Annotated in this window: 18 protein-coding genes; 14 read left to right on the forward strand and 4 right to left on the reverse strand. The window is 61.3% G+C overall.

What is annotated here, in order from left to right:
• Positions 1 to 94: 94 nt before the first annotated feature.
• The 6 genes from BM017_RS17430 (at position 95) to BM017_RS17455 (ending at position 10920) form a co-directional block, all read left to right on the forward strand.
• Positions 95 to 2398 carry a YgiQ family radical SAM protein gene (locus BM017_RS17430; RefSeq protein WP_071491665.1) on the forward strand — a complete coding sequence of 768 codons (2304 nt, stop codon included), beginning with the start codon at positions 95 to 97 and terminating at the stop codon, positions 2396 to 2398.
• A 204-nt stretch (positions 2399 to 2602) separates the two neighbouring features.
• Positions 2603 to 3523 carry an Ssp4 family T6SS effector gene (locus tag BM017_RS17435; protein ID WP_071491664.1) on the forward strand — a complete coding sequence of 307 codons (921 nt, stop codon included), beginning with the start codon at positions 2603 to 2605 and terminating at the stop codon, positions 3521 to 3523.
• Entirely contained in the window at positions 3520 to 3969 is a 450-nt protein-coding gene (locus tag BM017_RS17440) for a hypothetical protein (protein WP_071491663.1), read from the forward strand. Before BM017_RS17435 ends, BM017_RS17440 begins: the two co-directional genes overlap by 4 nt.
• A gap of 187 nt (positions 3970 to 4156) precedes the next feature.
• Entirely contained in the window at positions 4157 to 7447 is a 3291-nt protein-coding gene (locus BM017_RS17445; RefSeq protein WP_092246632.1) for a transglutaminase family protein, read from the forward strand.
• Between the two features lie 96 nt (positions 7448 to 7543).
• A complete protein-coding gene (locus tag BM017_RS17450; protein ID WP_092246634.1) occupies positions 7544 to 10030 on the forward strand; it encodes a circularly permuted type 2 ATP-grasp protein in 2487 nt (828 codons plus the stop codon).
• Positions 10030 to 10920: a transglutaminase family protein gene (locus BM017_RS17455; RefSeq protein ID WP_092246636.1), complete on the forward strand. Its 891-nt coding sequence runs from the start codon at positions 10030 to 10032 to the stop codon at positions 10918 to 10920. The genes BM017_RS17450 and BM017_RS17455 overlap by 1 nt, the downstream gene beginning before the upstream one ends.
• 46 nt (positions 10921 to 10966) lie before the next feature.
• Here the strand turns inward: BM017_RS17455 and BM017_RS17460 are convergent, their stop codons facing one another.
• Complete coding sequence (locus BM017_RS17460; RefSeq protein WP_034105670.1) at positions 10967 to 11149, reverse strand: hypothetical protein; 183 nt, start codon at positions 11147 to 11149, stop codon at positions 10967 to 10969.
• Positions 11150 to 11481: 332 nt separating this feature from the next.
• Between BM017_RS17460 and azu the strand changes: the two genes are divergently transcribed.
• Positions 11482 to 11928 carry an azurin gene (gene azu / locus BM017_RS17465; protein WP_010213586.1) on the forward strand — a complete coding sequence of 149 codons (447 nt, stop codon included), beginning with the start codon at positions 11482 to 11484 and terminating at the stop codon, positions 11926 to 11928.
• A gap of 99 nt (positions 11929 to 12027) precedes the next feature.
• Here azu and nadE read toward each other — a convergent pair whose 3' ends face one another.
• The 3 genes from nadE to BM017_RS17480 form a co-directional block, all read right to left on the reverse strand.
• Positions 12028 to 12855 carry an ammonia-dependent NAD(+) synthetase gene (gene nadE, locus BM017_RS17470; protein WP_092246638.1) on the reverse strand — a complete coding sequence of 276 codons (828 nt, stop codon included), beginning with the start codon at positions 12853 to 12855 and terminating at the stop codon, positions 12028 to 12030.
• 3 nt (positions 12856 to 12858) lie between these two features.
• On the reverse strand, positions 12859 to 14073 hold the full coding sequence (gene pncB / locus BM017_RS17475) for a nicotinate phosphoribosyltransferase (RefSeq protein ID WP_065900159.1): 1215 nt from the start codon (positions 14071 to 14073) through the stop codon (positions 12859 to 12861).
• A 221-nt stretch (positions 14074 to 14294) separates the two neighbouring features.
• Positions 14295 to 15185: a LysR family transcriptional regulator gene (locus tag BM017_RS17480; RefSeq protein WP_071491656.1), complete on the reverse strand. Its 891-nt coding sequence runs from the start codon at positions 15183 to 15185 to the stop codon at positions 14295 to 14297.
• A 153-nt stretch (positions 15186 to 15338) separates the two neighbouring features.
• Here BM017_RS17480 and BM017_RS17485 point away from each other — a divergent pair, with 153 nt between their 5' ends.
• The 7 genes from BM017_RS17485 (at position 15339) to BM017_RS17515 (ending at position 23638) form a co-directional block, all read left to right on the forward strand.
• On the forward strand, positions 15339 to 16829 hold the full coding sequence (locus BM017_RS17485; RefSeq protein ID WP_058423442.1) for an L-piperidine-6-carboxylate dehydrogenase: 1491 nt from the start codon (positions 15339 to 15341) through the stop codon (positions 16827 to 16829).
• A gap of 95 nt (positions 16830 to 16924) precedes the next feature.
• Positions 16925 to 18208, forward strand: coding sequence for an L-pipecolate oxidase (locus tag BM017_RS17490; RefSeq protein ID WP_092246640.1), 1284 nt, complete (start codon positions 16925 to 16927; stop codon positions 18206 to 18208).
• Positions 18209 to 18582: 374 nt separating this feature from the next.
• On the forward strand, positions 18583 to 19719 hold the full coding sequence (locus BM017_RS17495) for a branched-chain amino acid ABC transporter substrate-binding protein (protein ID WP_025999776.1): 1137 nt from the start codon (positions 18583 to 18585) through the stop codon (positions 19717 to 19719).
• A gap of 139 nt (positions 19720 to 19858) precedes the next feature.
• A complete protein-coding gene (locus BM017_RS17500) occupies positions 19859 to 20773 on the forward strand; it encodes an ABC transporter permease subunit (protein WP_092246641.1) in 915 nt (304 codons plus the stop codon).
• Between the two features lie 2 nt (positions 20774 to 20775).
• Positions 20776 to 22053, forward strand: a complete 1278-nt coding sequence (gene livM, locus BM017_RS17505) for a high-affinity branched-chain amino acid ABC transporter permease LivM (RefSeq protein ID WP_071491653.1) — start codon at positions 20776 to 20778, stop codon at positions 22051 to 22053.
• Complete coding sequence (locus BM017_RS17510; protein WP_071491652.1) at positions 22050 to 22925, forward strand: ABC transporter ATP-binding protein; 876 nt, start codon at positions 22050 to 22052, stop codon at positions 22923 to 22925. Before livM ends, BM017_RS17510 begins: the two co-directional genes overlap by 4 nt.
• Positions 22922 to 23638 (forward strand): ABC transporter ATP-binding protein, encoded by a 717-nt coding sequence (locus tag BM017_RS17515; protein WP_071491651.1) that lies wholly within the window; start codon positions 22922 to 22924, stop codon positions 23636 to 23638. Before BM017_RS17510 ends, BM017_RS17515 begins: the two co-directional genes overlap by 4 nt.
• The last annotated feature ends 752 nt before the right edge of the window (positions 23639 to 24390 follow it).

Raw genomic sequence — 24390 nt, forward strand, 5'->3', positions numbered from 1 at the left:
GCCAGGGTAAAAGCCGACCATTACCGTCGGAATTGGTCAAAATTTGTGCTATATTCCGCGCCCGCGATTTTCCATCTCAACACCGGTCACCGTCATGCAAACAGCCAAGCCGTTATTTGACTATCCCAAGTACTGGGCCGAATGTTTCGGTCCAGCGCCATTCCTGCCGATGAGCAGGGAGGAGATGGATCAGCTTGGCTGGGATTCCTGCGACATCATCATCGTCACCGGTGATGCCTACGTTGACCATCCGTCGTTCGGCATGGCGATCATCGGCCGGCTGCTGGAGTCCCAGGGCTTCCGCGTCGGGATCATTGCCCAGCCGAACTGGCAGTCCAAAGACGACTTCATGAAGCTCGGCGAGCCGAACCTGTTCTTCGGCGTCGCGGCCGGCAACATGGACTCCATGATCAACCGCTACACCGCCGACAAGAAAATCCGCTCCGACGACGCCTACACCCCAGGCGGCATGGCCGGCAAACGCCCGGATCGCGCCAGCCTGGTGTACAGCCAGCGGTGCAAGGAAGCCTACAAGAACGTGCCGATCGTACTCGGCGGCATCGAAGCCTCCCTGCGTCGCATCGCCCACTACGACTACTGGCAGGACCGGGTGCGCAATTCGATCCTGATCGACGCCACTGCCGATATCCTGCTGTACGGCAACGCCGAGCGCGCCATCGTCGAAGTCGCCCAGCGCCTGTCGTGGGGCCACAAGATCGAAGACATCACCGATGTGCGCGGCACCGCGTTCATCCGTCGCGACACGCCGGCCGGCTGGTACGAAGTGGACTCCACGCGTATCGACCGTCCGGGCAAGATCGACAAGATCATCAACCCGTACGTCAACACCCAGGACACCCAGGCCTGCGCCATCGAGCAGGAAAAAGGGCCGCAGGATGATCCGGAAGAAGCCAAGGTCGTGCAGATCCTGGCCAGCCCGAAGATGACCCGCGACAAGACCGTGATCCGCCTGCCATCGGTGGAGAAAGTCCGTGGCGATGCGGTGCTCTACGCCCACGCCAACCGCGTGCTGCACCTGGAAACCAACCCAGGCAACGCCCGCGCCCTGGTGCAGAAGCACGGCGAAGTGGACGTGTGGTTCAACCCGCCACCCATTCCGATGACCACCGAAGAAATGGACTACGTGTTCGGCATGCCGTACGCCCGCGTCCCGCACCCCGCGTACGGCAAGGAAAAAATCCCGGCCTACGACATGATCCGCTTCTCGGTGAACATCATGCGTGGCTGCTTCGGCGGCTGCACTTTCTGCTCCATCACCGAGCACGAAGGCCGCATCATCCAGAACCGTTCCGAAGAGTCGATCATTCGCGAGATCGAAGAGATCCGCGACAAGGTCCCCGGCTTTACCGGCGTGATCTCCGACCTCGGCGGTCCGACCGCGAACATGTACCGCATCGCCTGCAAGAGCCCGGAAATCGAATCCGCGTGTCGCAAGCCGTCGTGCGTGTTCCCCGGTATCTGCCCGAACCTGAACACTGACCACTCGTCGTTGATCCAGCTGTACCGCAGCGCCCGTGCGTTGCCGGGTGTGAAGAAGATCCTGATCGCCTCCGGCCTGCGTTATGACCTGGCCGTCGAGTCGCCGGAATACGTGAAAGAGCTGGTCACCCACCACGTCGGCGGCTACCTCAAGATCGCCCCGGAACACACCGAGGAAGGTCCGCTCAACCAGATGATGAAGCCGGGCATTGGCAGCTATGACAAGTTCAAGCGCATGTTCGAGAAGTACACCAAGGAAGCGGGCAAGGAGCAGTACCTGATTCCGTACTTCATCGCCGCCCACCCGGGTACCACCGATGAAGACATGATGAACCTGGCCCTGTGGCTCAAGGGCAACGGCTTCCGCGCCGACCAGGTACAGGCGTTCTACCCGTCGCCGATGGCCACCGCCACGGCCATGTATCACTCGGGCAAGAACCCGCTGCGCAAGGTCACCTACAAGAGCGACGCGGTAACGATCGTCAAGAGCGAAGAGCAGCGCCGCCTGCACAAGGCGTTCCTGCGCTACCACGACCCGAAAGGCTGGCCGATGCTGCGTGAGGCACTGACCCGCATGGGCCGCGCCGACCTGATCGGGCCGGGCAAGGACCAACTGATCCCGTTGCACCAGCCGAGCACCGACAGCTACCAGAGCGCCCGTCGCAAGAACTCGACGCCGGCCGGCAGCCACAAGGTCGCCAAGGAAACCACCACCAGGATCCTCACCCAGCACACCGGCCTGCCGCCGCGCGGCAGTGACGGCAGCAACCCATGGGACAAGCGTGAACAAGCCAAGGCCGCGGCCCAGGCGCGCAACAAGCAGGCCGCCAAGGAGCGTGCCGATGCGGCCAAGGGCAAGGGCGGCAAGCCTGCGCGCAAGCCGGTCGTGCCGCGTTGATCGCAGCCTGAACATGCCAGACGCCAGCCTCGTGCTGGCGTTTTGCTTTCTAGCTGTTGGGTAACCTGTTTGCTAAGGTGGCGCCCATTAGAAAGCCATCGCGGGCAAGCCCGGCTCCCACAGGAGAATGCATTCCAAATGTGGGAGTGGGCTTGCCCGCGATGGGGCCCGCCTGGTCACCATCATTCTCAAGGAAGAACACTTATGGCTAACCCCCTGGCCTCCATCGGCATGGACTCCAACCGCTCTCAGTTCATGGCGCGCCAGCGCATCGAAAGCCAGATCAACCTTCCGCGCCTGTTTGCGGCCATCGACGCCGATCCAGGTATCGTTGGCGCAGGCGTCGTATACATCGACGCCGACTTCAACGTCATTACCCTGCGCGAATTCAAGCCCATCTGCAGCATCAAGCCCAAGCGCATCATTTTGCGTGAAGCGCAGAAGTACATTGCGCCAACGCAGTTTGCTCAACATGTCGTGAGCAATCCTCGAGAGTCGCGACTGATTGGCGAAGCCGTGAATACCGGAATCTCCTGCCTGGGGGCGGTCATCAGTTGGGCTGCGATCGCCAGTGGAACCATTCTGGTGCCTTTCAGCGCTGGCGCCAGTTCCGTCATCGTTGTAGTGGGGTATGCGGCTGCCGGCGCGAGTACGCTTCAGTGCTTTAACGGCATTGCTCGAACAGCGCTTGAGGTCGCCAAACCGGAGGTAAACGATTGGCTCGACAGTGAGGGCTGGTACCAGAATGCATCCGTTGTGCTGGACGCCGTTTCACTGGCTGGCGTAGGCGGTTCGGCCCTGACGACGGTCAAGCTGGTCAGGGCTGCCAAAGCATCGACGGGCAAGAGCCTGCGTGATGTGCTTCGCGGTTTGAATCGCCAGGAAAGAGCCAAGCTGACGAAAGAGCTGCTGAGCATCAACCATCCCAGCTTGACCGCCAAGATGCTCAAATTGCGGCAGGCGTCGGGCGAACTCACCAAGCGTTTCACCCCTACGCAGCTCAAGCACAGCACCACGACCCAGATCAAAGACGTCCTCGGCGCAACCGTAGGATTTGGCGGGAGTGCGTACTCCGGAAACGTCAATACCATCGCGATTGGGTTGTACGAGGAAATAAACGAATGAACGAGTTAATGACGCTACGCGACTTTTTCAGGCAATACTTTCTGACGTTTATGGGCGGCGTATTTGCTGCGTGTTTTTCTTTGGCGTTGGCTGTGGCGTTGGCGTTCATCACCTATTTTCGTGATGCGCCCATTGCTCAAGTGGGGCTCAAGATCATGTCTGCCGGGGCGCTGCTCATTCTGTTGACGGTCCATAGCAACTTTATGATTTTGCGGGGCCGCCCCTCCTGGGTGTGGGTGATGGTCGGCATCTACGTCGCCTGTCTACTGTTTGTAGTTCCGATGATTCAATTCCAGCCTCACAAAATTCTTTATGGGTTGGCGCTGTTATTCCCATTGCTCGGATTATTGACACTTAACAGCAAGGTTCAACGAGAGATGCGCCAGAAGCTGCTTGAAATACGCCACCTGCGCCAAGCCGTGATCGCCAAGCGCAAAACCGGCTGATTGGGTAGATTCCCCACCCACCTTCACACCCGCGCCACAAATATGTGCGTCACTTGCACCAGAGCATCGCCGTTGGCGCCGTTTTGGTGCTGTACTGCACTGGGTCCCACGATAAAGCGCAATGACCGCCGCTCTGGCATAAGTCTTGCGCGCTTTGTGTCCATGCCCTGGCTCGCAGGAGGCCGCCGTGTCGATTCATGTCGCGTTGCACCACGTTACGCATTACCGCTACGACCGTGCTGTCGAACTCGGCCCGCAGATTGTACGGTTGCGTCCGGCCGCCCATAGCCGCACGCGGATTCTGTCCTACGCGCTGAAAGTGCTGCCCGAGCAGCATTTTATCAATTGGCAGCAAGACCCCCAGGGCAATTACCTGGCGCGGTTGGTGTTCCCGGAAAAGACCGATGAGCTGCGCATCGAGGTCGACCTAGTTGCCGAGATGGCGGTGTTCAACCCGTTCGACTTTTTCCTTGAACCCTACGCCGAAAAAATCCCCTTTAGCTATGCCGCCGATGAACAACGCGAGCTGGCGCCGTACCTGGAAACCCTGCCGCTGACGCCGAAGTTCGCCGCGTACCTTGCGGGCATCGACCGTACGCCGTTGCCGGCCGTGGATTTCCTGGTGGGCCTCAACCAGCGCCTGGCGGCCGACATCGGCTACCTGATCCGCATGGAACCGGGCGTGCAGACGCCGGAATTCACCCTGGAAAACGCCTCCGGCTCCTGCCGTGATTCGGCCTGGCTGCTGGTGCAATTGCTGCGCAACCTGGGCTTGGCGGCGCGGTTTGTGTCTGGCTATCTGATCCAGTTGACCGCCGACGTCAAAGCCCTCGACGGCCCGTCCGGCACCGAAGTGGACTTCACCGACCTGCACGCCTGGTGCGAAGTGTATTTGCCCGGCGCCGGTTGGATCGGCCTGGATGCCACCTCCGGGCTGTTCGCCGGTGAAGGGCATATCCCGTTGGCCTGCAGTCCCGATCCCTCATCTGCCGCGCCGATCAGTGGGCTGGTGGAACCCTGCGAGTGTGAATTCACCCACGAAATGTCTGTAGAGAGGATTTGGGAGGCCCCACGGGTCACCAAGCCCTACACCGAGGAACAGTGGCTGGCGATTCAGGCACTGGGACGGCAGATCGATGGCGACCTGCTCAAGGACGATGTCCGCCTGACCATGGGCGGCGAGCCGACCTTTGTCTCCATCGACGATCCCGACGGCGCCGAATGGAACACCGCCGCCCTCGGCCCGGACAAACGCCGCCTGTCCGCCGAGCTGTTCCAGCGCATGCGCAAGCACTACGCGCCCAAAGGGCTGGTGCACTTCGGCCAGGGCAAGTGGTACCCCGGCGAGCAACTGCCGCGCTGGTCGCTCAACTGCTACTGGCGCCGTGACGGCGTGCCGATCTGGCACAACAGCGCGTTGATCGCCGATGAGCAAAAGGATTACGGTGCGGACGGCGTGATGGCCGGGCGTTTCCTGGCCAGCGTCGCCGAACGCCTTAAGCTGCCGGCACGCTTTGTGTTCCCGGCCTTCGAAGACAATTTCTATTACCTGTGGCGCGAAGGCGCGCTGCCGCAGAACGTCACCGCCCAGGACCCGCGCCTGGGCGATGAACTGGAGCGCGAACGCCTGCGCAAGGTGTTCGCCCAGGGCCTGGATAAAATCATCGGGCAAGTACTGCCGCTGGCGCGTACGCCTGCCAATGATCGTTGGCAGAGTGGCCGCTGGTACCTGCGCGATAACCACTGCCGTTTGGTGCCGGGAGATTCTCCCCTGGGCTATCGCCTGCCGTTGGCTTCGCAGCCGTGGGTGACGGCGGCGGAGTATCCGTTTGTGCACCCGACGGACCCTAACCAGGATCAGCCCGAGCTGCCGTCCACCGCCCAACTGCAAAGCCATGGCGAACCTGCGCCGAGTGATGAACGTGTACCCAAGGTGGACGAGTCCGCCGACTGGCTGACCCGCACCGCACTGTGCGCCGAAGCGCGGGAAGGGCGGCTCTATCTGTTCATGCCGCCGCTGGAGCGCGTCGAGGACTATCTGGAACTGGTGGCGGCCATCGAAGCCACCGCTGAAGAACTGCACTGCCCGGTCTTGCTCGAAGGCTACGAGCCACCGGCCGATTCGCGCCTGAGCAACTTTCGCGTCACGCCGGACCCGGGTGTGATCGAGGTCAACGTGCAGCCGTCCGCCTCCTGGGACGAGTTGGTGGAGCGCACCGAGTTCCTCTACGAAGAGGCGCGGCAAACCCGCCTGACCACCGAGAAATTCATGATCGACGGGCGCCATACCGGCACCGGTGGCGGTAACCATTTCGTGCTCGGTGGCGCCACGCCCAAGGATTCGCCGTTCCTGCGTCGCCCCGATCTGCTGCGCAGCTTGATCAGCTACTGGCACAACCATCCTTCGTTGTCCTACCTGTTTTCCGGCCTGTTCATCGGCCCGACCTCCCAGGCGCCCCGGGTGGACGAGGCGCGCAACGATGCGCTGTATGAGCTGGAAATCGCCTTCGCGCAAATGCCTGCTCCCGGCGAAGAATGCCCGCCCTGGCTGGTCGACCGCCTGCTGCGCAACCTGCTGATCGACGTGACCGGCAACACTCACCGCGCCGAATTCTGCATCGACAAACTCTACTCACCGGATGGCGCTACCGGCCGCCTGGGCCTGCTGGAACTGCGTGCATTCGAGATGCCGCCCCATGCACGCATGAGCCTGACCCAACAACTGCTGCTGCGTGCCTTGGTCGCGCGCTTCTGGCGCGAGCCCTATGCACCGCCGAAGCTGGCGCGCTGGGGCACCGAGTTGCACGACCGCTTCCTGTTGCCGCACTTTATCGAGCAGGATTTTGCCGATGTGATCGTCGAGCTCAACGCAGCCGGCTACCCGCTGCGCGCCGAGTGGTTTGCCGCGCACCTGGAGTTCCGTTTTCCCAAGGTTGGCGACTACGCCGTCAGCGGTATCGAACTGGAACTGCGCCAGGCCCTGGAGCCCTGGCATGTACTGGGCGAGGAGGGCGCGGTGGGCGGTACGGTTCGCTATGTGGATTCGTCGCTGGAGCGCCTGCAAGTCAAGTTGACCGGGCTGCCACCGCAACGCTACCTGCTGACCTGCAACGGCATCCCGGTGCCGCTGCAGGCCACCGGGCGCGTCGGTGAGTTTGTCGCCGGCGTGCGTTATCGCGCCTGGCAACCGGCCAACTGCCTGCAACCGACCATCCCGGTGCATGCGCCCTTGGTGTTCGATCTGCTGGATACCTGGATGCAGCGCTCGTTGGGCGGCTGCCAGTACCACGTCGCCCATCCGGGTGGACGCAATTACGACAGCTTGCCGGTAAATGCCAATGAGGCGGAGAGCCGGCGGATGGCGCGGTTTTTCCGGCTTGGGCATAGCCCCGGCAAGCTCCCCGTACCGACGGTAACCATCAACGATGAATTACCGATGACCCTGGATATGCGGCGTTTCCCCAATAAAAATGACTGAACACTGTTTAAGTGTGGGAGAGGGCAAGCCCCCTCCCACAGTGGATTGCAGTGAATTTGAGTTAATCTGAGCCCCCTTGTCCCTGCCGAGCGTTCCATGTCCGACTTGCTCGACCGTTACCCGCTGACCGCGGGCACTTATCACGAACTGCTGGACGACAGTGGCGCAGTGCGTGCCCATTGGCAGCGCCTGCTCGACCACCTGCAACGCAGCACGCCTGCACAATTGGCCCAGCGCCAGGCGCTGCTGACCCGGCAGATCCAGGAAAACGGCGTGACCTACAATGTCTACGCCGACCCCAAGGGCGCCGACCGCCCCTGGGAATTGGACCTGCTGCCCCATGTGCTGGCCGCCGATGAATGGCAGCACCTGTGCGCCGGTATCGCCCAGCGTGCACGCCTGCTCAATGCCGTGCTTGCCGACCTGTATGGCCCGCAACGCCTGATCAAGGAAGGCTTGCTGCCGGCCGAGCTGGTGTTCGGGCATAACAACTTCCTGTGGCCGTGCCAGGGTATCCAACCGCCGGACGGTGCCTTTTTGCACCTGTACGCCGTGGACCTTGCGCGCACGCCGGATGGCCGCTGGTGGGTCACCGCCGACCGTACCCAGGCGCCGTCGGGCGCCGGTTATGCATTGGAAAACCGCACTATCGTGTCCCGCGCCTTTCCGGATCTTTACCGCGACTTGCAGGTGCAGCACCTCACCGGTTTCTTCCGCACCTTGCAGGAAACCCTGGCCCGCCAGGCGCCCGGCGATGACCAGCCGCCGTTGATCGTGCTGCTCACCCCTGGCCGGTTCAACGAAAGCTACTTCGAGCACCTCTACCTCGCCCGCCAGCTCGGCTACCCGCTGGTGGAAGGCGGCGACCTCACCGTGCGTGACAGCACGGTGTTCCTGAAAACCCTCAGCGGCCTGCGCCGGGTGCACGCAATCATGCGTCGCCTGGATGATGACTTCTGCGACCCGCTGGAACTGCGCACCGACTCCGCCCTCGGGGTACCCGGCCTGCTTGATGCGGTGCGCCAAGGCAACGTGCTGGTGGCCAATGCCTTGGGCAGCGGTGTGCTGGAGTCCCCCGGTTTGCTGGGTTTCCTGCCGAAAATCAACGAATTCCTGTTTGGCGAAGAACTGATCCTGCCGTCCATCGCCACCTGGTGGTGCGGTGAAGCGCCGGTACTGGCCGAGGCCCTGGAAAAACTGCCGGAGCTGCTGATCAAGCCTGCGTTTCCGTCGCAGAGTTTCACCCCGGTATTTGGCCGTGACCTGAATGAAGAACAGCGCCAAGCCCTGGCCGAGCGCATGCGCGCGCGGCCCTACGCGTACGTCGCCCAGGAGTTGGCGCAGCTGTCCCAGGCGCCGGTGTGGCACACCGAGGATGATCATTTGCAACACCGCGCCATCGGCATGCGCGTGTACGCCGTGGCCAGCGATGACGGTTATCGCGTGTTGCCCGGCGGCCTGACACGGGTCGCCGCTGAAGCCGATGCCGAAGTGGTGTCGATGCAACGCGGCGGCGCCAGCAAGGACACCTGGGTGCTCGGTGAACGCGCATCCGGTGGTGAACATTGGCGCGCACAACGCGCAATCGGCGCCCATGATCTGGTACGACGCGACCCTTATCTGCCGTCCCGCGTAGTGGAAAACCTGTTCTGGTTCGGCCGTTACTGCGAACGCTGTGACGACAGTGCGCGTTGGCTGCGCATCGTGCTGGCACGTTATGTGGACGGCGACGATCCACTGGCCTTGCAGGCCGCCGTCGAGCTGGGCGAAAACCTGCGCCTGTTGCCGGAAGAGGGCGAGTTACCGGAGCGCTTGCAGGCCGCACTCTTGGGCGATGACTGGCCATCGAGCCTGCGCGCCAACCTGCAACGCTTGCAATGGGCGGCGTCCCAGGTGCGCGGCAAGCTGTCCCGGGAGAACTGGCAGGCCCTGGTGGAGCTGCAACGCGAAGCCCAGGAGCTGGAAAGCGAGACCCCGGATTTTGGCGAATTGCTGGACTTTCTCAACCGCCTGGTGATGTCCCTGGCGGCGCTGTCCGGGTTCGCCCTGGACGACATGACCCGCGACGAAGGCTGGCGCTTTTTGATGATGGGCCGGCGCATCGAGCGCCTGCAATTCCTGAGCAGCAGCCTGGCGGCATTCCTGCGCGGTGTGGCAGTGTTTGACCAGGCTGGCTTGGAGTGGTTGTTGGAGTTGGGCAACAGCAGCATCACCTATCGCTCGCGCTACCTGGCGGTGCCGCAGTTGATCCCGGTGCTCGATCTGTTGCTGCTGGATGAACAGAACCCCCATGCGGTGCTGTTCCAGCTCAAACTGGTGAGCCGCACCCTGCGCCGTCTCAACGACGACTTTGGCGTGCCGCGTGAAACCGGCCTCGGCCCGTTGGTGGAGCGCCTGGCGCGCTTCGACCTGGGCTGCCTGGAGAACCCATTGTTCGGCGAGTCCAGCGTGCGTGCCGCACTGGACGGCCTGGCCGACCTGCTGCAAGCAGTGGCCGATGAGAGTGGGCAAGTGTCGGATCGCCTGGCCTTGCGCCATTTTGCCCATGTGGATGATGTCAGCCAGCAAACGGTGTCGGTGTGATGAGTGCGCGCTACCAGATTTTCCACGATACCCATTACCACTACGACAGCCCGGTGTCCCTGGCCCAGCAGTTGGCGCACCTGTGGCCACGGCCGTGCGCCTGGCAGCGTTGCAGCTCGCAGCAACTGGATATCAGCCCGCAGCCGTCGTCGCGCCGCGATGAGCTGGACGTGTTCGGCAACCCTATCACCCGCCTGGCGTTCGAGCGGCCCCATGACGAACTGCTGGTGAATGCCGGGCTGACCGTGGAAGTGCTGGCGCGGCCGGTGCTGGATTTCCAGCAATCGCCGGCCTGGGACCAGACCCGCGACCGCCTGACCTACAGCAGCCAGCCGATGTCCGGCGAGCTGATCGAAGCCTGCCGCTATCGTTTCGAATCGCCCTACGTGCACTTGAAGAAAACCTTCGTCGAGTTCTCCGAAAGCTGTTTCCCGCCTGGCAAGCCGTTGCTGCTGGGCGTGCGGGCATTGATGGAGAAGATCTTCAGCGAATTCACCTTCGATGCCGAAGCCACCCAGGTGGCCACGCCGCTGGTGGAAGTGCTGGAGCGCCGTCGCGGCGTGTGCCAGGACTTCGCCCACCTGATGCTCGCCTGCCTGCGCTCCCGAGGCCTGGCGGCGCGTTACATCAGTGGCTATCTGCTCACCCAGCCACCGCCCGGCCAGCCACGGCTGATCGGCGCCGATGCGTCCCATGCGTGGGTCTCGGTGTATTGCCCGGTTTCAGGCTGGGTGGACTTTGATCCGACGAACAATGTGCAGCCGGCACTGGAGCACATCACCCTGGCCTGGGGCCGGGACTTTTCCGATGTGTCGCCGTTGCGGGGGGTGATTCTGGGGGGAGGGAGCCATGACCCGGAGGTGCGGGTGACGGTGATGCCGCTGGAATGATGGTTGATTGTGCCGAGCCGGAGCAGCCGGCTCAGCACAAAGGAAATTATTCAGCCGGATCTTTTGGTGTTTCGGTCTCGTCGCTCGTTACTTCAGCATCAGCGTCCGGGTTCAGTGCGCCAGCTTCTTCGTCTGCAGCGGCTTTCTTGCGTTGCAGTTTTTCCTCTTTCTTCTGTTCCTTGGCCAAGTCTCTCTGACGTTTGGCGAAGGAGTAATTAGGTTTGGCCATGGGCGATCCTCTAAGGTCGAAGGTGAGGGTGGCGGCGCGCAGCTGCCTTGGGACGACATGGTAGCAGCTTCAAGGTGCGCTTGGCCTTCACTTACCGCAGGCGTAGGCGGCCAGCAGGCCGTTGAACAGTTGATTGAGGTGCATGGCTCGGACTCCAGTGGGTGATGGGCCGATCATAATCAGCGTGCGGCACTTTGGCTGGTTGATTGTGTCGATAAGTCTGATAGCCTAAAGTTGTATACAATCTGTTGATTCAGGTCATAAGAATTTCTGCCTGCTTCAGGCACCCTTGTCGCATTACGCGTTTTTTAAACCCTGCCTTGGAGATTCACATGTTTGCCAAACTCGTTGCTGTTTCCCTGCTGACTCTGGCAAGTGGCCAGTTGCTTGCTGCAGAGTGCAAGGTCACTGTCGACTCCACCGACCAAATGTCCTTTAACACCAAAGCCATCGAAATCGACAAGAGCTGCAAGACATTCACCGTCGAGCTGACTCATTCGGGCAACCTGCCGAAAAACGTCATGGGCCATAACTGGGTGCTGACCAGCGCCGCCAACATGCAGCCGGTTGCCACTGACGGCATGGCCGCCGGTATCGACAAGGACTACCTGAAACCAGGTGATGACCGCATCATCGCCCACACCAAGATCATCGGTGCCGGCGAGAAAGACTCGGTGACCTTCGATGTGTCGAAGCTGGCCGCCGGGACTGACTACGCGTTCTTCTGCTCGTTCCCAGGCCACATCTCGATGATGAAAGGCACTGTGACCGTCAAGTAACACCGCATCACCGTTCATCGGGGGCAAGCCCCCTCCCACATTTGGATGTGTTCACAAATCAAAGTGTAGGAGGGGGCTTGCCCCCGATGGCGTCCTACCTCACGGCGCGAATGGCATGACCCGCTTGTGCTCGGTCTTGCGATACGTTTCGCAGATAATCCTGAACGCTTCCTCACGCACCGGCTCGCCGTGCAGGAAAGCATCGATCTCCGCGTAGGTCACGCCATGTGACGCTTCGTCCGGCTTGCCCGGCGACAGGTCTTCCAGGTCCGCAGTCGGTACTTTTTCCACCAACGACTCCGGCGCCCCGAAGTACCGCGCAATCGCACGCACCTGGTTCTTCACCAGCCCGCTCAGCGGTGCCAAATCGCAGGCCCCATCACCGAACTTGGTGAAAAAGCCCATCACCGCTTCCGCCGCATGGTCGGTGCCGATCACCAGGCCACCGGCCGCGCCCGCGATGGTGTACTGCGCCACCATGCGCATGCGCGCCTTGGTGTTGCCCAGCACGAAATCGCGGGACACCGCCGCCTTGCCTTCGAACGCCGCCACTTCATTGGCCAGGGCTTTGACCGCCGGGCCGATGTTCACAGTATGGCGCTCGTCCGGCTCGATAAAGTCCACCGAGGCCGTGGCGTCGATTTCGTCGAACTGGGTTTCGTAGGGCAGGCGCACCGCGATAAAGCGGTAGGCCTCATCACCGGTATTTTCACGCAGCTCTTTCACCGCGCGTTGGGCCAACAGGCCAGCGGTCAGGGAGTCGACACCACCGCTGATGCCCAGCACCAGCGCCTTGAGCCCGGCATTGCGCAGGCAATCCTGGATAAACCCCACGCGACGGGCAACCTCGGCCTCAAGTGCGGCCTGGTCGTTGAACGGCGCTTGGACCTTGAGCTGCTGCGCAATCTCACGCTGTACGGCTTGCATGATTCACTCCTTGCTGGATAGGGCAGGTACTTTGAAAACGTGACGCAAATAGGCGACGAAATTCGGGTCGGTGCAGTGGGTCTTGCCCGCTTCATCGGAGATCTTCGCGACGGGCTGGCCATTGCAGGCGGTCATTTTAAGCACGATGCTCATCGGCTCGACACCTGGAATGTCACAGGTCAGGTTGGTGCCGATGCCAAAGCTCACATTGATCCGACCACGCAGTGCGCGGAATATTTCCAGGGCCTTGGGCAGCGACAGACTGTCGGAGAACACCAGGGTCTTGCTCATCGGCTCGATGCCGAGCTTGTGGTAGTGGGCGATGGCTTTTTCCGCCCACTGCACCGGGTCGCCGGAGTCGTGGCGCAGGCCGTCGAACAGCTTGGCGAAGTACAAGTCGAAGTCGCCGAGGAACGCGTCGGTGGTGATGCAGTCGGTCAGGGCGATGCCCAGCAGGCCACGGTATTCGCGGACCCAGCAGTCCAGCGCGGCGATCTGGCTGTCGATCAGGCGTGGGCCGAGTTGCTGGTGGGCCATGATCCATTCGTGGGCCATGGTGCCCAGCGGCTTCATATCGAATTCGCGGGCCAGGTGCACGTTGCTGGTGCCGACAAAGCGCCCGGGGAAGTCATGCTTGAGCACACTGACCACTTCTTCCTGCACGCGGTACGAGAAGCGTCGGCGCGTGCCGAAGTCGGCCACTTGCAGCTCGGACAGCTCGTCGCTGCTGGCGTTGGCGGTCAGCCAGTCGAACTTGCGGTACAACTGCTCGCGGGCCTGTTCGAGGATCACCGTCTGGTAGCGGTAGCGGTTACGCACTTCGCTGACGATAGCCAGCATCGGCACTTCAAACAGAATCACATGCAGCCACGGCCCGCGCAGGCGGATGAACAGCTCACCGTTCTCGATGCCGGTCTGCACGTAGCGCAGGTTGAAGCGGAACAGCCCGAGAAAGCGCAAAAAATCCGGCTTCATGAAGCTGATGCGCTCCAGGAAACCCAGTTGGTCGGGGCTCAGGCTCAGCTCGGCAAGACGTTCGATCTGGTAGCGGATCTCGGCCAGGTACGGGCGCAAGTCTTCGCTGTTACGGCAACGGAACTCCCATTCAACTTCCACGTTGGGGTAGTTGTGCAGCACCGCCTGCATCATGGTCAGCTTGTAGAAGTCGGTGTCGAGCAAGTTCTGCACGATGCGATCGGCAAACACACTCTCGCTCATAACGGGAATCTCCAGACGGGACGGCGATGGGCGCCGACCTTTACGCACAATTAAGGAAGGGGGCTAGTGGCGCATAGACCTGTGGGGTTTTGCCAGTGTTTTTTTCAGTGGGACCACTGGCCTCATCGGGGGCAAGCCCCCTCCCACACTTGGAATGCGTTTCAGATGTGGGAGGGGCGGCGCGACGATTCGACTTGCCCTCGATGGCGGTATTCCAGGCACTAAATGACCTGCTCCATCATCCACTTCACAAAATCACGCACCTTGGGCACCTCTGCTGAATGCTCCGGGTAGGCCAGGTAATACGCGTCCTGGCTCGGCATCGCATGCTGCCAGGGGATCACCAGCTTGCCGTCGGCCAGTTCCTCTTCCACCAGGAAGCGCGGCAGCAAGGCCACGCCGCAGCCCACCTGCGCCGCCCGGATGCACATATAGAAGGTGTCAAAGCGCGGCCCATGGTAGCTGTGTTCGGTCTGGTAACCCTGGCTGGCGAACCAGTCATGCCAGCCCTGGGGCCGCGAGGCGTTTTGCAGCAGGACCAGGCCGCTCAGTTGCGTGGGGTCGCTCAAAGGCTGCGCCGGCAGGCTTTCCGGCGCACACACCGGTACCAGCTCTTCGCTGAACAATTTCAGGCTCTCGGTACCGGGGCGTGAGCCCTGGCCGAAGTAGAAGGCCATGTCGGCCTTGCCTTGCAGCAGTTCGTCCGGCTCCTGCTCGTTGCACAGGTCCAGGTGGATCTGCGGGTGACGCAGGCGCCAACCCTTGAGGCGCGGCACCAGCCAGCGCGCGCCGAAGGTGTAGGGCGTGGACACGCGCAATACTTCGGTCTCGCCGCCGTAGGAGCGCAGGTAGTGGGTGGACATCTCCACCTGGGTGAGGATCTTGCGCACTTCCACCAGGTACAGGTCGCCTGCCGGAGTCATCTGCAAACGGCGGCGCACCCGGCGAAACAGCAGGTGTTGCAACAGTTCTTCCAACTGTGCCACCTGTTTGCTCACGGCGCTCTGGGTGAGGTTCAGCTCCTCGGCGGCGCGGGTAAAGCTCAGGTGGCGAGTGGCGGCTTCGAAGCACTGCAGGGCAGTGATCGAGGGCAAATGTCTTTTATTCAGCACGGCACGCCTCTTTTTATTCTTTGCATGAATAAACGGAATGATATCTCGCCTAATCGTCGTTTGTTGGCAAGTCTTGGGCCAGCTACAAATAAGGCCTGGATCGCCGTGTGTGTGACGGTGCGAATTTTCTGTTTGAAATTGAAGGAGTGACCCATGGTTGCCGCATTGCTTGATCGTCTCGGGGTAAACCCGGCGTTGTACCAGTCGGGTAAACAACCTGTGCATTCGCCGATCGATGGCAGCCGTATCGGCAGTGTGCACTGGGAGGGCGCCGCCGAGGTGGAGCAGCAGGTCAGTCGCGCCGAGCATGCATTCGAGGCCTGGCGCAAAGTACCGGCGCCGCGCCGTGGCGAACTGGTGCGCCAATTTGGCGATGTGTTGCGCGAATACAAGGCCGACCTGGGCGAGCTGGTGTCCTGGGAAGCTGGCAAGATCACCCAGGAAGGCCTGGGCGAAGTGCAGGAAATGATCGACATTTGCGACTTCGCCGTCGGCCTGTCGCGCCAGTTGTACGGCTTGACCATCGCCTCCGAGCGTCCGGGCCACCACATGCGTGAAACCTGGCACCCGCTGGGTGTGGTCGGCGTGATCAGTGCCTTCAACTTCCCGGTGGCGGTGTGGGCGTGGAACACCGCCCTGGCGCTGGTGTGCGGCAACGCGGTGATCTGGAAACCCTCGGAAAAGACCCCGCTCACCGCCCTGGCCTGCCAGGCACTGTTCGAGCGCGTGCTGAAAAAATTCGATGGTGCCCCGCAGTACCTGAGCCAAGTAATCATCGGTGGCCGTGACGCCGGTGCTGCGCTGGTGGACGACCCGCGTGTCGCCCTGATCAGCGCCACCGGCAGCACGCGCATGGGCCGCGAAGTGGCACCGAAAGTCGCCGCGCGCTTCGCCCGCAGCATCCTGGAACTTGGCGGCAACAACGCGATGATCCTCGGCCCGAGCGCCGACCTGGACATGGCCGTGCGCGCCATCCTGTTCAGCGCCGTTGGTACCGCCGGTCAGCGTTGCACCACACTGCGCCGCCTGATCGCCCATGAATCGGTCAAGGAAGAAATCGTCACTCGCCTCAAGGCGGCTTATTCCAAGGTGCGCATCGGCCACCCGCTGGAAGGCAACCTGATCGGCCCGCTGATCGACAAGCACGGCTTCGACGCTATGCAGGACGCGCTGGAGCAGGCCCTGAGCGAAGGCGGCAAGGTGTTTGGCGGCAAGCGCCAGTTGGAAGACAAGTTCCCGAATGCCTACTACGTGTCTCCGGCGATTGTGGAAATGCCCGAGCAAAGCGATGTGGTGTGCACCGAGACCTTCGCGCCGATCCTCTACGTGGTCGGCTACACCGACTTCGCTGAGGCCCTGCGCCTGAACAATGCCGTGCCGCAAGGCTTGTCGTCGTGCATCTTCACCACTGACGTGCGTGAAGCCGAGCAGTTCATGTCGGCGGTGGGCAGCGACTGCGGCATCGCCAACGTCAACATCGGCCCGAGCGGCGCGGAAATCGGCGGCGCGTTCGGTGGCGAGAAAGAGACCGGCGGCGGGCGCGAATCCGGGTCGGACGCGTGGCGCGGGTACATGCGTCGCCAGACCAATACCGTGAACTACTCGCTGGAGTTGCCGCTGGCACAGGGCATCACGTTTGACTGACCCTGCTGGCCGGAATGGGATCAACATGTGGGAGGGGGCAAGCCCACTCCTACATTGACCGAGCTGTTTGTTAGGTTTCATCACGGAGTCTGGCAATGCCATTACGCGAAACATGTTTGTGGGAACACCTCACCCCCAGCCGGCCGGATCGCGCTGGGCTCAACGGCGAGGTCAAGGTGGATGTGTGCGTGATCGGCGCCGGTATTACCGGTCTGTCGGCGGCCATTCATTTGCTGGAACAGGGTAAAAGCGTGGCCGTGCTGGAGGCGCATCGCACTGGCCATGGCGGTTCGGGGCGCAACGTGGGGCTGGTCAACGCCGGGTTGTGGATCCCGCCGGACGAGATCGAAGCCGGTTTCGGCGAGGCGGTGGGCAGCCAGCTCAACCGCATGCTGGGCGCGGCACCCTCGCTGGTGTTCAGCCTGATCGACAAATACAACATCGATTGCCAATTGCGCCGTGAAGGCACCTTGCACATGGCGCACAACGCCCGTGGCGAGGCGGACCTGCGCAGTCGTGAAGAACAATGGAAGCGTCGTGGCGCACCAGTGGAACTGCTCACCGGCCAGGCCTGCGAGCAGGCTACCGGTACCAAAAAGATTGCCGCCGCCTTGCTGGACCGGCGTGCCGGCACCCTGAACCCGATGGCTTACACCAGCGGCCTTGCCAATGCTGCCGTCGGGCTGGGCGGGCAGTTGTTCGATCATTCACCGGTTACTCAACTTGAGCGCCAAGGTGCGCACTGGTCGGTGCAGACCGCCCAGGGCTCAGTGCAGGCTGCACAGGTGGTCATCGCCTCCAACGCCTACACAGAAGGCGAATGGACCGAGCTGCGGCGCAACTTTTTCCCCGGTTACTACTACCAGGTCGCATCAGCCCCGCTGACAGACGAAGCCGCCCAACAGATTTTGCCCGGCGGCCAAGGCTCCTGGGATACGCGCCAGGTGCTGAGCAGCATCCGCCGCGACGCTGACGGTCGCTTGCTACTCGGCAGCCTGGGCAACGGCAACCAGAAACCTACCTGGTTCCTCAAGGCGTGGGCTGATCGGGTGCAGCAGCATTACTTCCCGTACCTCAAATCGGTGCAGTGGGAGTACACCTGGACCGGCTGCATCGCCTTCACCCCGGACCATTTGATGCGCCTGTTCGAGCCCGCTCCGGGCCTTGTGGCAGTAACGGGCTATAACGGTCGTGGCGTGACCACCGGCAGCGTGGTCGGCAAGGCGTTTGCCGACTACTTGTGTCACCAGAATCCCCAGGCTTTACCGATTCCCTTCGCGCCCATGCAACCGCTTTCCGGGGTAGGGCTGCGTAGCTGTCTGTATGAAGCAGGATTTTCGCTGTATCACGCCGGCCAATGCCTCAGGATCGTGATCTGATCAGCGAAATACCGCTCAAAAGCCTGCATTTTCTTAGCAGGCTACTAATCTGTATTGGTGCAAGTCGTAGCAATCACGCACTGTAAATGTGCAGTTCCGTTACGCAGGTTGTTACAGCTGTAGGAACTGTCGTTTATAGCTCTGGTTGCAGGTGCGACCCGTCGAGGTTGTACTTTTTCGGTCCATCGGTTGCACCTCTGGGCGCTAGAGGGTTGCACGTCCTGGCGAACGGAGCCGAAACGCCTGCAATAACAATGACACCGTGTCTTTTTGAAGAATAAAAACCTAATGGCACGCGCTTTGCTCTGGGCTTTCAGTGAAAAGTTTGAACGCAAGTTGTCGTGCCAAAAATCAAAAATATCGGAGCACCACTCATGTCCCAGACGTTTTACAAGAAAGGTTTTCTGGCCCTCGCCGTTGCAGCGGCGCTGGGTGTTTCTACGTTTGTTCAAGCTGATGTGAAGATTGGCGTGGCGGGCCCGATGACGGGTGCCAACGCGGCTTTTGGTGAGCAGTACATGAAGGGTGCCCAGGCGGCAGCCGATGTGATCAACAAGGCCGGTGGCATCAACGGCGAGAAAATCGTGCTGGTGGCTGGCGACGACGCTTGCGAACCCAAGCAAGCCGTGGCCGTGGCCAACCGCCTGGCGGACCAGGACAAGGTGATCGGCGTGGTCGGCCACTTCTGTTCCTCCAACACCATCCCGGCGTCCGAGGTGTACGACGAAGCGGGCATCATCGCAATCACCCCTGGCTCCACCAACCCACAGGTGACTGAACGCGGCCTGGGCGCCATGTTCCGTATGTGCGGGCGTGACGACCAGCAAGGCATCGTGGCCGGCGACTACATCGTCGATGTGCTCAAGGGCAAGAAGGTCGCGGTCATCAACGACAAGGACACCTACGGCAAAGGCCTGGCCGACGCCACCGCTGCCCAGTTGACCAAGCGCGGCGTCAAGCCGGTGCTGGAAGAAGGCCTGACCCGTGGCGAGAAAGACTTCAGCGCCCTGGTCACCAAGATCCGCTCCACCGGTGCCGACGTCGTGTACTTCGGCGGCCTGCACCCGGAAGCCGGCCCATTGGTTCGCCAGATCCGTGAAGCGGGTCTGAAAGACGTGAAGTTCATGTCCGATGACGGCGTGGTCACCGACGAACTGGTTGCTACCGCGGGCGGTAAGCAATATGTCGACGGCGTGTACATGACCTTCGGCGCCGACCCGCGCCTGCTGCCGGACAGCAAGGCCGTAGTGGAAGAGTTCCGCAAAAACGGCACCGAGCCCGAAGGCTACACCCTGTACGCCTACGCGTCGGTCCAGGCCCTGGCCGCCGGCTTCAACGGCGCCAAGTCCAACAAGGGCGAAGACGCCGCCAAGTGGCTCAAGGCTCACCCGGTGAAAACCGTCATGGGCGAAAAAGCCTGGGACTCCAAGGGCGACCTGAAAATCTCCGACTACGTGGTTTACCAGTGGGATAAAGACGGCAAATACCACCAGCTGGAAAAACAGAAGTAATCCAGAACACCACAGCTCCAATGTGGGAGCGGGCTTGCCCCCTCCCACAGGAGATCGTGTTGTTATCAATATCTGTCTTTTCCTCCAGAAGCGCCGCGCACCTCCCGGTGTGCAGGTGCTCACCGCGTGAGATTGCGTTATGGATGGTATTTTCCTGCAGCAACTGGTCAACGGCCTGACCCTCGGGTCGGTCTATGGCCTGATCGCCATCGGCTACACAATGGTCTATGGCATCATTGGCATGATCAACTTCGCCCACGGCGAGGTTTATATGATTTCCGCTTACCTCGCGGCGATCAGTCTGGCACTGCTGGCTTACTTCGGCATCGAATCCTTCCCGCTGCTCATTCTCGGCACCTTGATCTTCACCGTGGTCGTCACTGGCGTGTACGGTTGGGTCATCGAGCGTGTCGCCTACAAACCGCTGCGCAACTCCACCCGACTGGCACCGCTGATCAGCGCCATCGGCATCTCCCTGATCCTGCAGAACTATGCGCAGATCGCTCAGGGCGCCAAGCAACAAGGCATTCCCACCCTGCTGGCAGGCGCCTGGCGCGTCGATTTCGGCACAGGGTTCGTCCAGCTCACCTACACCAAGGTCTTCATCCTCGTGGCGGCGTTCGCCGGCATGGCGTTGCTCACCTACGTGATCAAGTACACCAAGCTCGGCCGCATGTGCCGCGCCACCCAGCAAGACCGCAAGATGGCGTCGATCCTCGGCATCAACACCGACCGGGTGATCTCCTACGTGTTCGTCATCGGCGCCTCCATGGCGGCATTGGCCGGCGTGCTCATCACCCTCAACTACGGCACCTTCGATTTCTATGCCGGCTTCATCATCGGCATCAAGGCGTTCACCGCGGCGGTACTCGGCGGCATCGGCTCCCTGCCTGGGGCGATGCTGGGCGGGATCATCCTCGGTATCTCCGAGTCGCTGTTCTCGGGGTTGATCAACTCTGACTACAAAGACGTGTTCAGTTTCTCCCTGCTGGTGGTGATTCTGATTTTCCGTCCCCAGGGCCTGCTTGGTCGCCCACTCGTGGCGAAGGTGTAAACATGTCTGCTGCCAAATCAATCGATATCAAGAAAAGTGTGGTCGATACGATCCTTGCCGGGCTGATTTCGCTGATCGTATTCGGTCCGATCGTCGGCGTGGTACTCGACGGCTACAGCTTCAACCTGGAACCGGCCCGCGTGGGCCTGCTGGTGGCCATCGTGATGGTCGGCCGCTTTGCCATGAGCCTGTTCCTGCAAACCCCCAAGGGCCTGAAGATCCTGCAGGGCTTCGAAAGCAGTGGTTCCGGGGTGCACGTGCTGCCACCGGACTACAAGTCGCGGCTGCGCTGGATCATCCCGGTGCTGATCGTGATCGCCATCGTATTCCCGATCTTCGCCAACAAGTACCTGTTGACCGTGGTGATCCTCGGGCTGATCTACGTGTTGCTGGGCCTCGGCCTCAATATCGTGGTGGGCCTGGCCGGCCTGCTCGACCTGGGTTACGTGGCGTTCTACGCCATCGGCGCCTATGGCCTGGCATTGGGTTATCAATACCTCGGCCTGGGCTTCTGGACCGTGCTGCCACTGGCGGCCATCGCCGCGGCGTTGGCGGGGTGCATACTCGGGTTCCCGGTGTTGCGAATGCACGGTGACTATTTGGCCATCGTGACCCTGGGCTTCGGTGAAATCATCCGGTTGGTGCTCAATAACTGGCTGTCGTTTACCGGCGGCCCGAATGGCATGCCGGTGCCGTCGCCGACCTTCCTCGGCCTCGAGTTCGGCAAGCGCGCGAAGGATGGCGGGGTTCCCTTCCATGAGTTCTTCGGCATCGACTACAACCCCAACATCAAATTCCTGTTCATCTACATCGTGCTGTTCCTGGTGGTGCTGGCCGTGCTGTACATCAAGCACCGCCTGACCCGCATGCCGGTCGGCCGCGCCTGGGAAGCCCTGCGCGAAGATGAAATCGCCTGCCGTTCCATGGGCCTGAACCATGTGCTGGTCAAGCTCTCGGCGTTCACTATCGGTGCATCGACGGCCGGTTTGGCCGGGGTGTTCTTTGCCAGCTACCAAGGCTTCGTCAACCCGTCGTCGTTCACCTTCTTCGAGTCGGCGCTGATCCTGGCCATCGTGGTGTTGGGAGGCATGGGGTCGACGGTGGGCGTGGTGATCGCGGCCTTTGTATTGACCGTTGCACCTGAGTTGCTGCGCAGCTTCTCCGAATACCGCGTGCTGCTGTTTGGCGTGTTGATGGTGGTGATGATGATCTGGCGACCGCGAGGCCTGATCCGCATCAGCCGTACCGGTGTGACACCACGCAAGGGGGTAGCGCCATGAGCAAGGAAGTCGTGCTCTGCGTGGAGCATTTGATGATGCACTTCGGTGGCATCAAGGCCTTGAGCGATGTGAGCCTCAAGGTCGAACGCAATTCGATCTTCGCCCTGATCGGGCCCAACGGCGCAGGCAAGACCACGGTGTTCAACTGCCTCACCGGTTTCTACAAGGCCAGCGGCGGCAAGATCGAACTGAACATACGTGGCAAGCAGACCAATGTGATCCAGTTGCTCGGCGAACGGTTCCAGCCGACCGACTTCGTGTCACCGAAAAGCTTCCTCAGTCGCCTGTACTACAAGATGTTCGGCGGAACGCATCTGGTGAACCGTGCGGGTCTGGCGCGGACGTTCCAGAACATCCGCCTGTTCAAGGAAATGTCGGTACTGGAAAACCTGCTGGTGGCCCAGCACATGTGGGTCAACCGCAATATGCTGGCAGGTATCCTCAACACCAAGGGCTACCGCAAGGCTGAAAGCGACGCCCTCGACCACGCCTTCTACTGGCTGGAAGTGGTGGACCTGGTGGACTGCGCCAACCGCCTGGCCGGTGAACTCTCCTACGGCCAGCAGCGCCGCCTGGAAATCGCCCGCGCCATGTGCACGCGGCCGCAGATCATCTGCCTGGACGAACCCGCTGCGGGCCTCAACCCCCAGGAAACCGAAGCCCTCAGCGCGATGATTCGCCTGTTGCGCGACGAACACGACCTCACGGTGGTGCTGATCGAACACGACATGGGCATGGTGATGAGTATTTCCGACCACATCGTGGTGCTGGACCACGGCAACGTGATCGCCGAGGGCGGGCCGGACGCGATCCGCAACGACCCTAAAGTGATTGCCGCCTACCTGGGCGCTGACGAAGAGGAGCTGGTATGAGTGCACCTATCCTCGAAATGAAGGACCTGGACGTGTATTACGGCCCGATCCAGGCCCTGAAGAAAGTCTCGCTGCACATCAACGAAGGCGAAACCGTCAGCCTGATCGGCTCCAACGGCGCGGGCAAGTCCACGCTGCTGATGTCGATCTTCGGCCAGCCACGGGCCGAGTCGGGACAGATCCTCTACAACGGCGTCGACATTACCCACAAGTCGTCCCACTACATCGCCTCCAACGGCATTGCGCAGTCGCCGGAAGGGCGGCGGGTGTTCCCCGACATGACCGTCGAGGAAAACCTGCTGATGGGCACCATCCCGATTGGCGACAAGTATGCCTTTGATGACATGCAGCGCATGTTCGAGCTGTTCCCACGGCTCAAGGAACGGCGTACCCAGCGTGCCATGACCATGTCCGGTGGCGAGCAGCAGATGCTCGCCATTGCCCGGGCACTGATGAGCCGTCCGAAGTTGTTGCTGCTGGACGAGCCGAGCCTGGGCCTGGCGCCGATCGTGGTGAAGCAGATCTTCTCGACCCTGCGCGAGCTGGCGGCCACCGGGATGACCATCTTCCTGGTGGAGCAGAACGCCAACCATGCACTGCGCTTGTCGGACCGGGCGTATGTGATGGTCAATGGCGAGATCCGCCTGACCGGCACTGGCAAGGAATTGCTGGTGAACGAGGAAGTGCGCAACGCCTACCTCGGCGGTCACTGATCTAAATAACGACGCGGTCCCCCTGTGGGAGGGGGCTTGCCCCCGATAGCGGTGGATCAGCAGTACATCTGTCGACTGACATACCGCCATCGGGGGCAAGCCCCCTCCCACATTAAGCAGATCCACATGTTTTTTTGTGGTGTGAAGAGGGTTGCCACCAAATTGTGGAAAACAAATCCAGCCCCCCTCCAAAGCGCGACATATAGCCGCCGCAAATCCCTGTTTTGTCACAGTTTTGACTTGTCCCCATCCGCTGTGGAACCGGCTGTGGGTAACGTGGGAGTAGCTGGCTGAAAGCCAACAAATACGCGGCCTGTAGCGCGGTGATTGTTTTTTGATCAGCGGGTTTTTGGGGACCGCCCGAGCCCGTTGTCAACCTGTTTAAAGACACAGGTATATGACTGGAATATGTCCCGGCAGCCTGTGGATAAGTCTGTGACTAAACTCTGGAAAGACCGCCGCAGAGGCCGGAATGACTGGCCTGGAGCCATCGTTCTGGTTTGCCGTTCGTGAAAGGGCCTACATACGCACAGGCCAAGGTCAAGCAAAAACTTTCTAAAAGCGCCTGGAACCCTTGTGTATAGAGGCCTGAGGCATTTTGCACTTGCCCCCAAAGACTGTGGGCGCAGTTGTGGATAACCTGCGCGCATATGGCTGTAAGCCACGGCCTGTAAGGCTTTGCGTTCAGTGGTTAAAAAGTGATCAGGCATGTGTCAACTTGTGTGCCCAGTAGTTGCCGCCATCGCGGCGTA

This window comes from Pseudomonas sp. NFPP04 (assembly GCF_900113815.1).
Classification (GTDB): Bacteria; Pseudomonadota; Gammaproteobacteria; order Pseudomonadales; family Pseudomonadaceae; genus Aquipseudomonas; species Aquipseudomonas extremorientalis.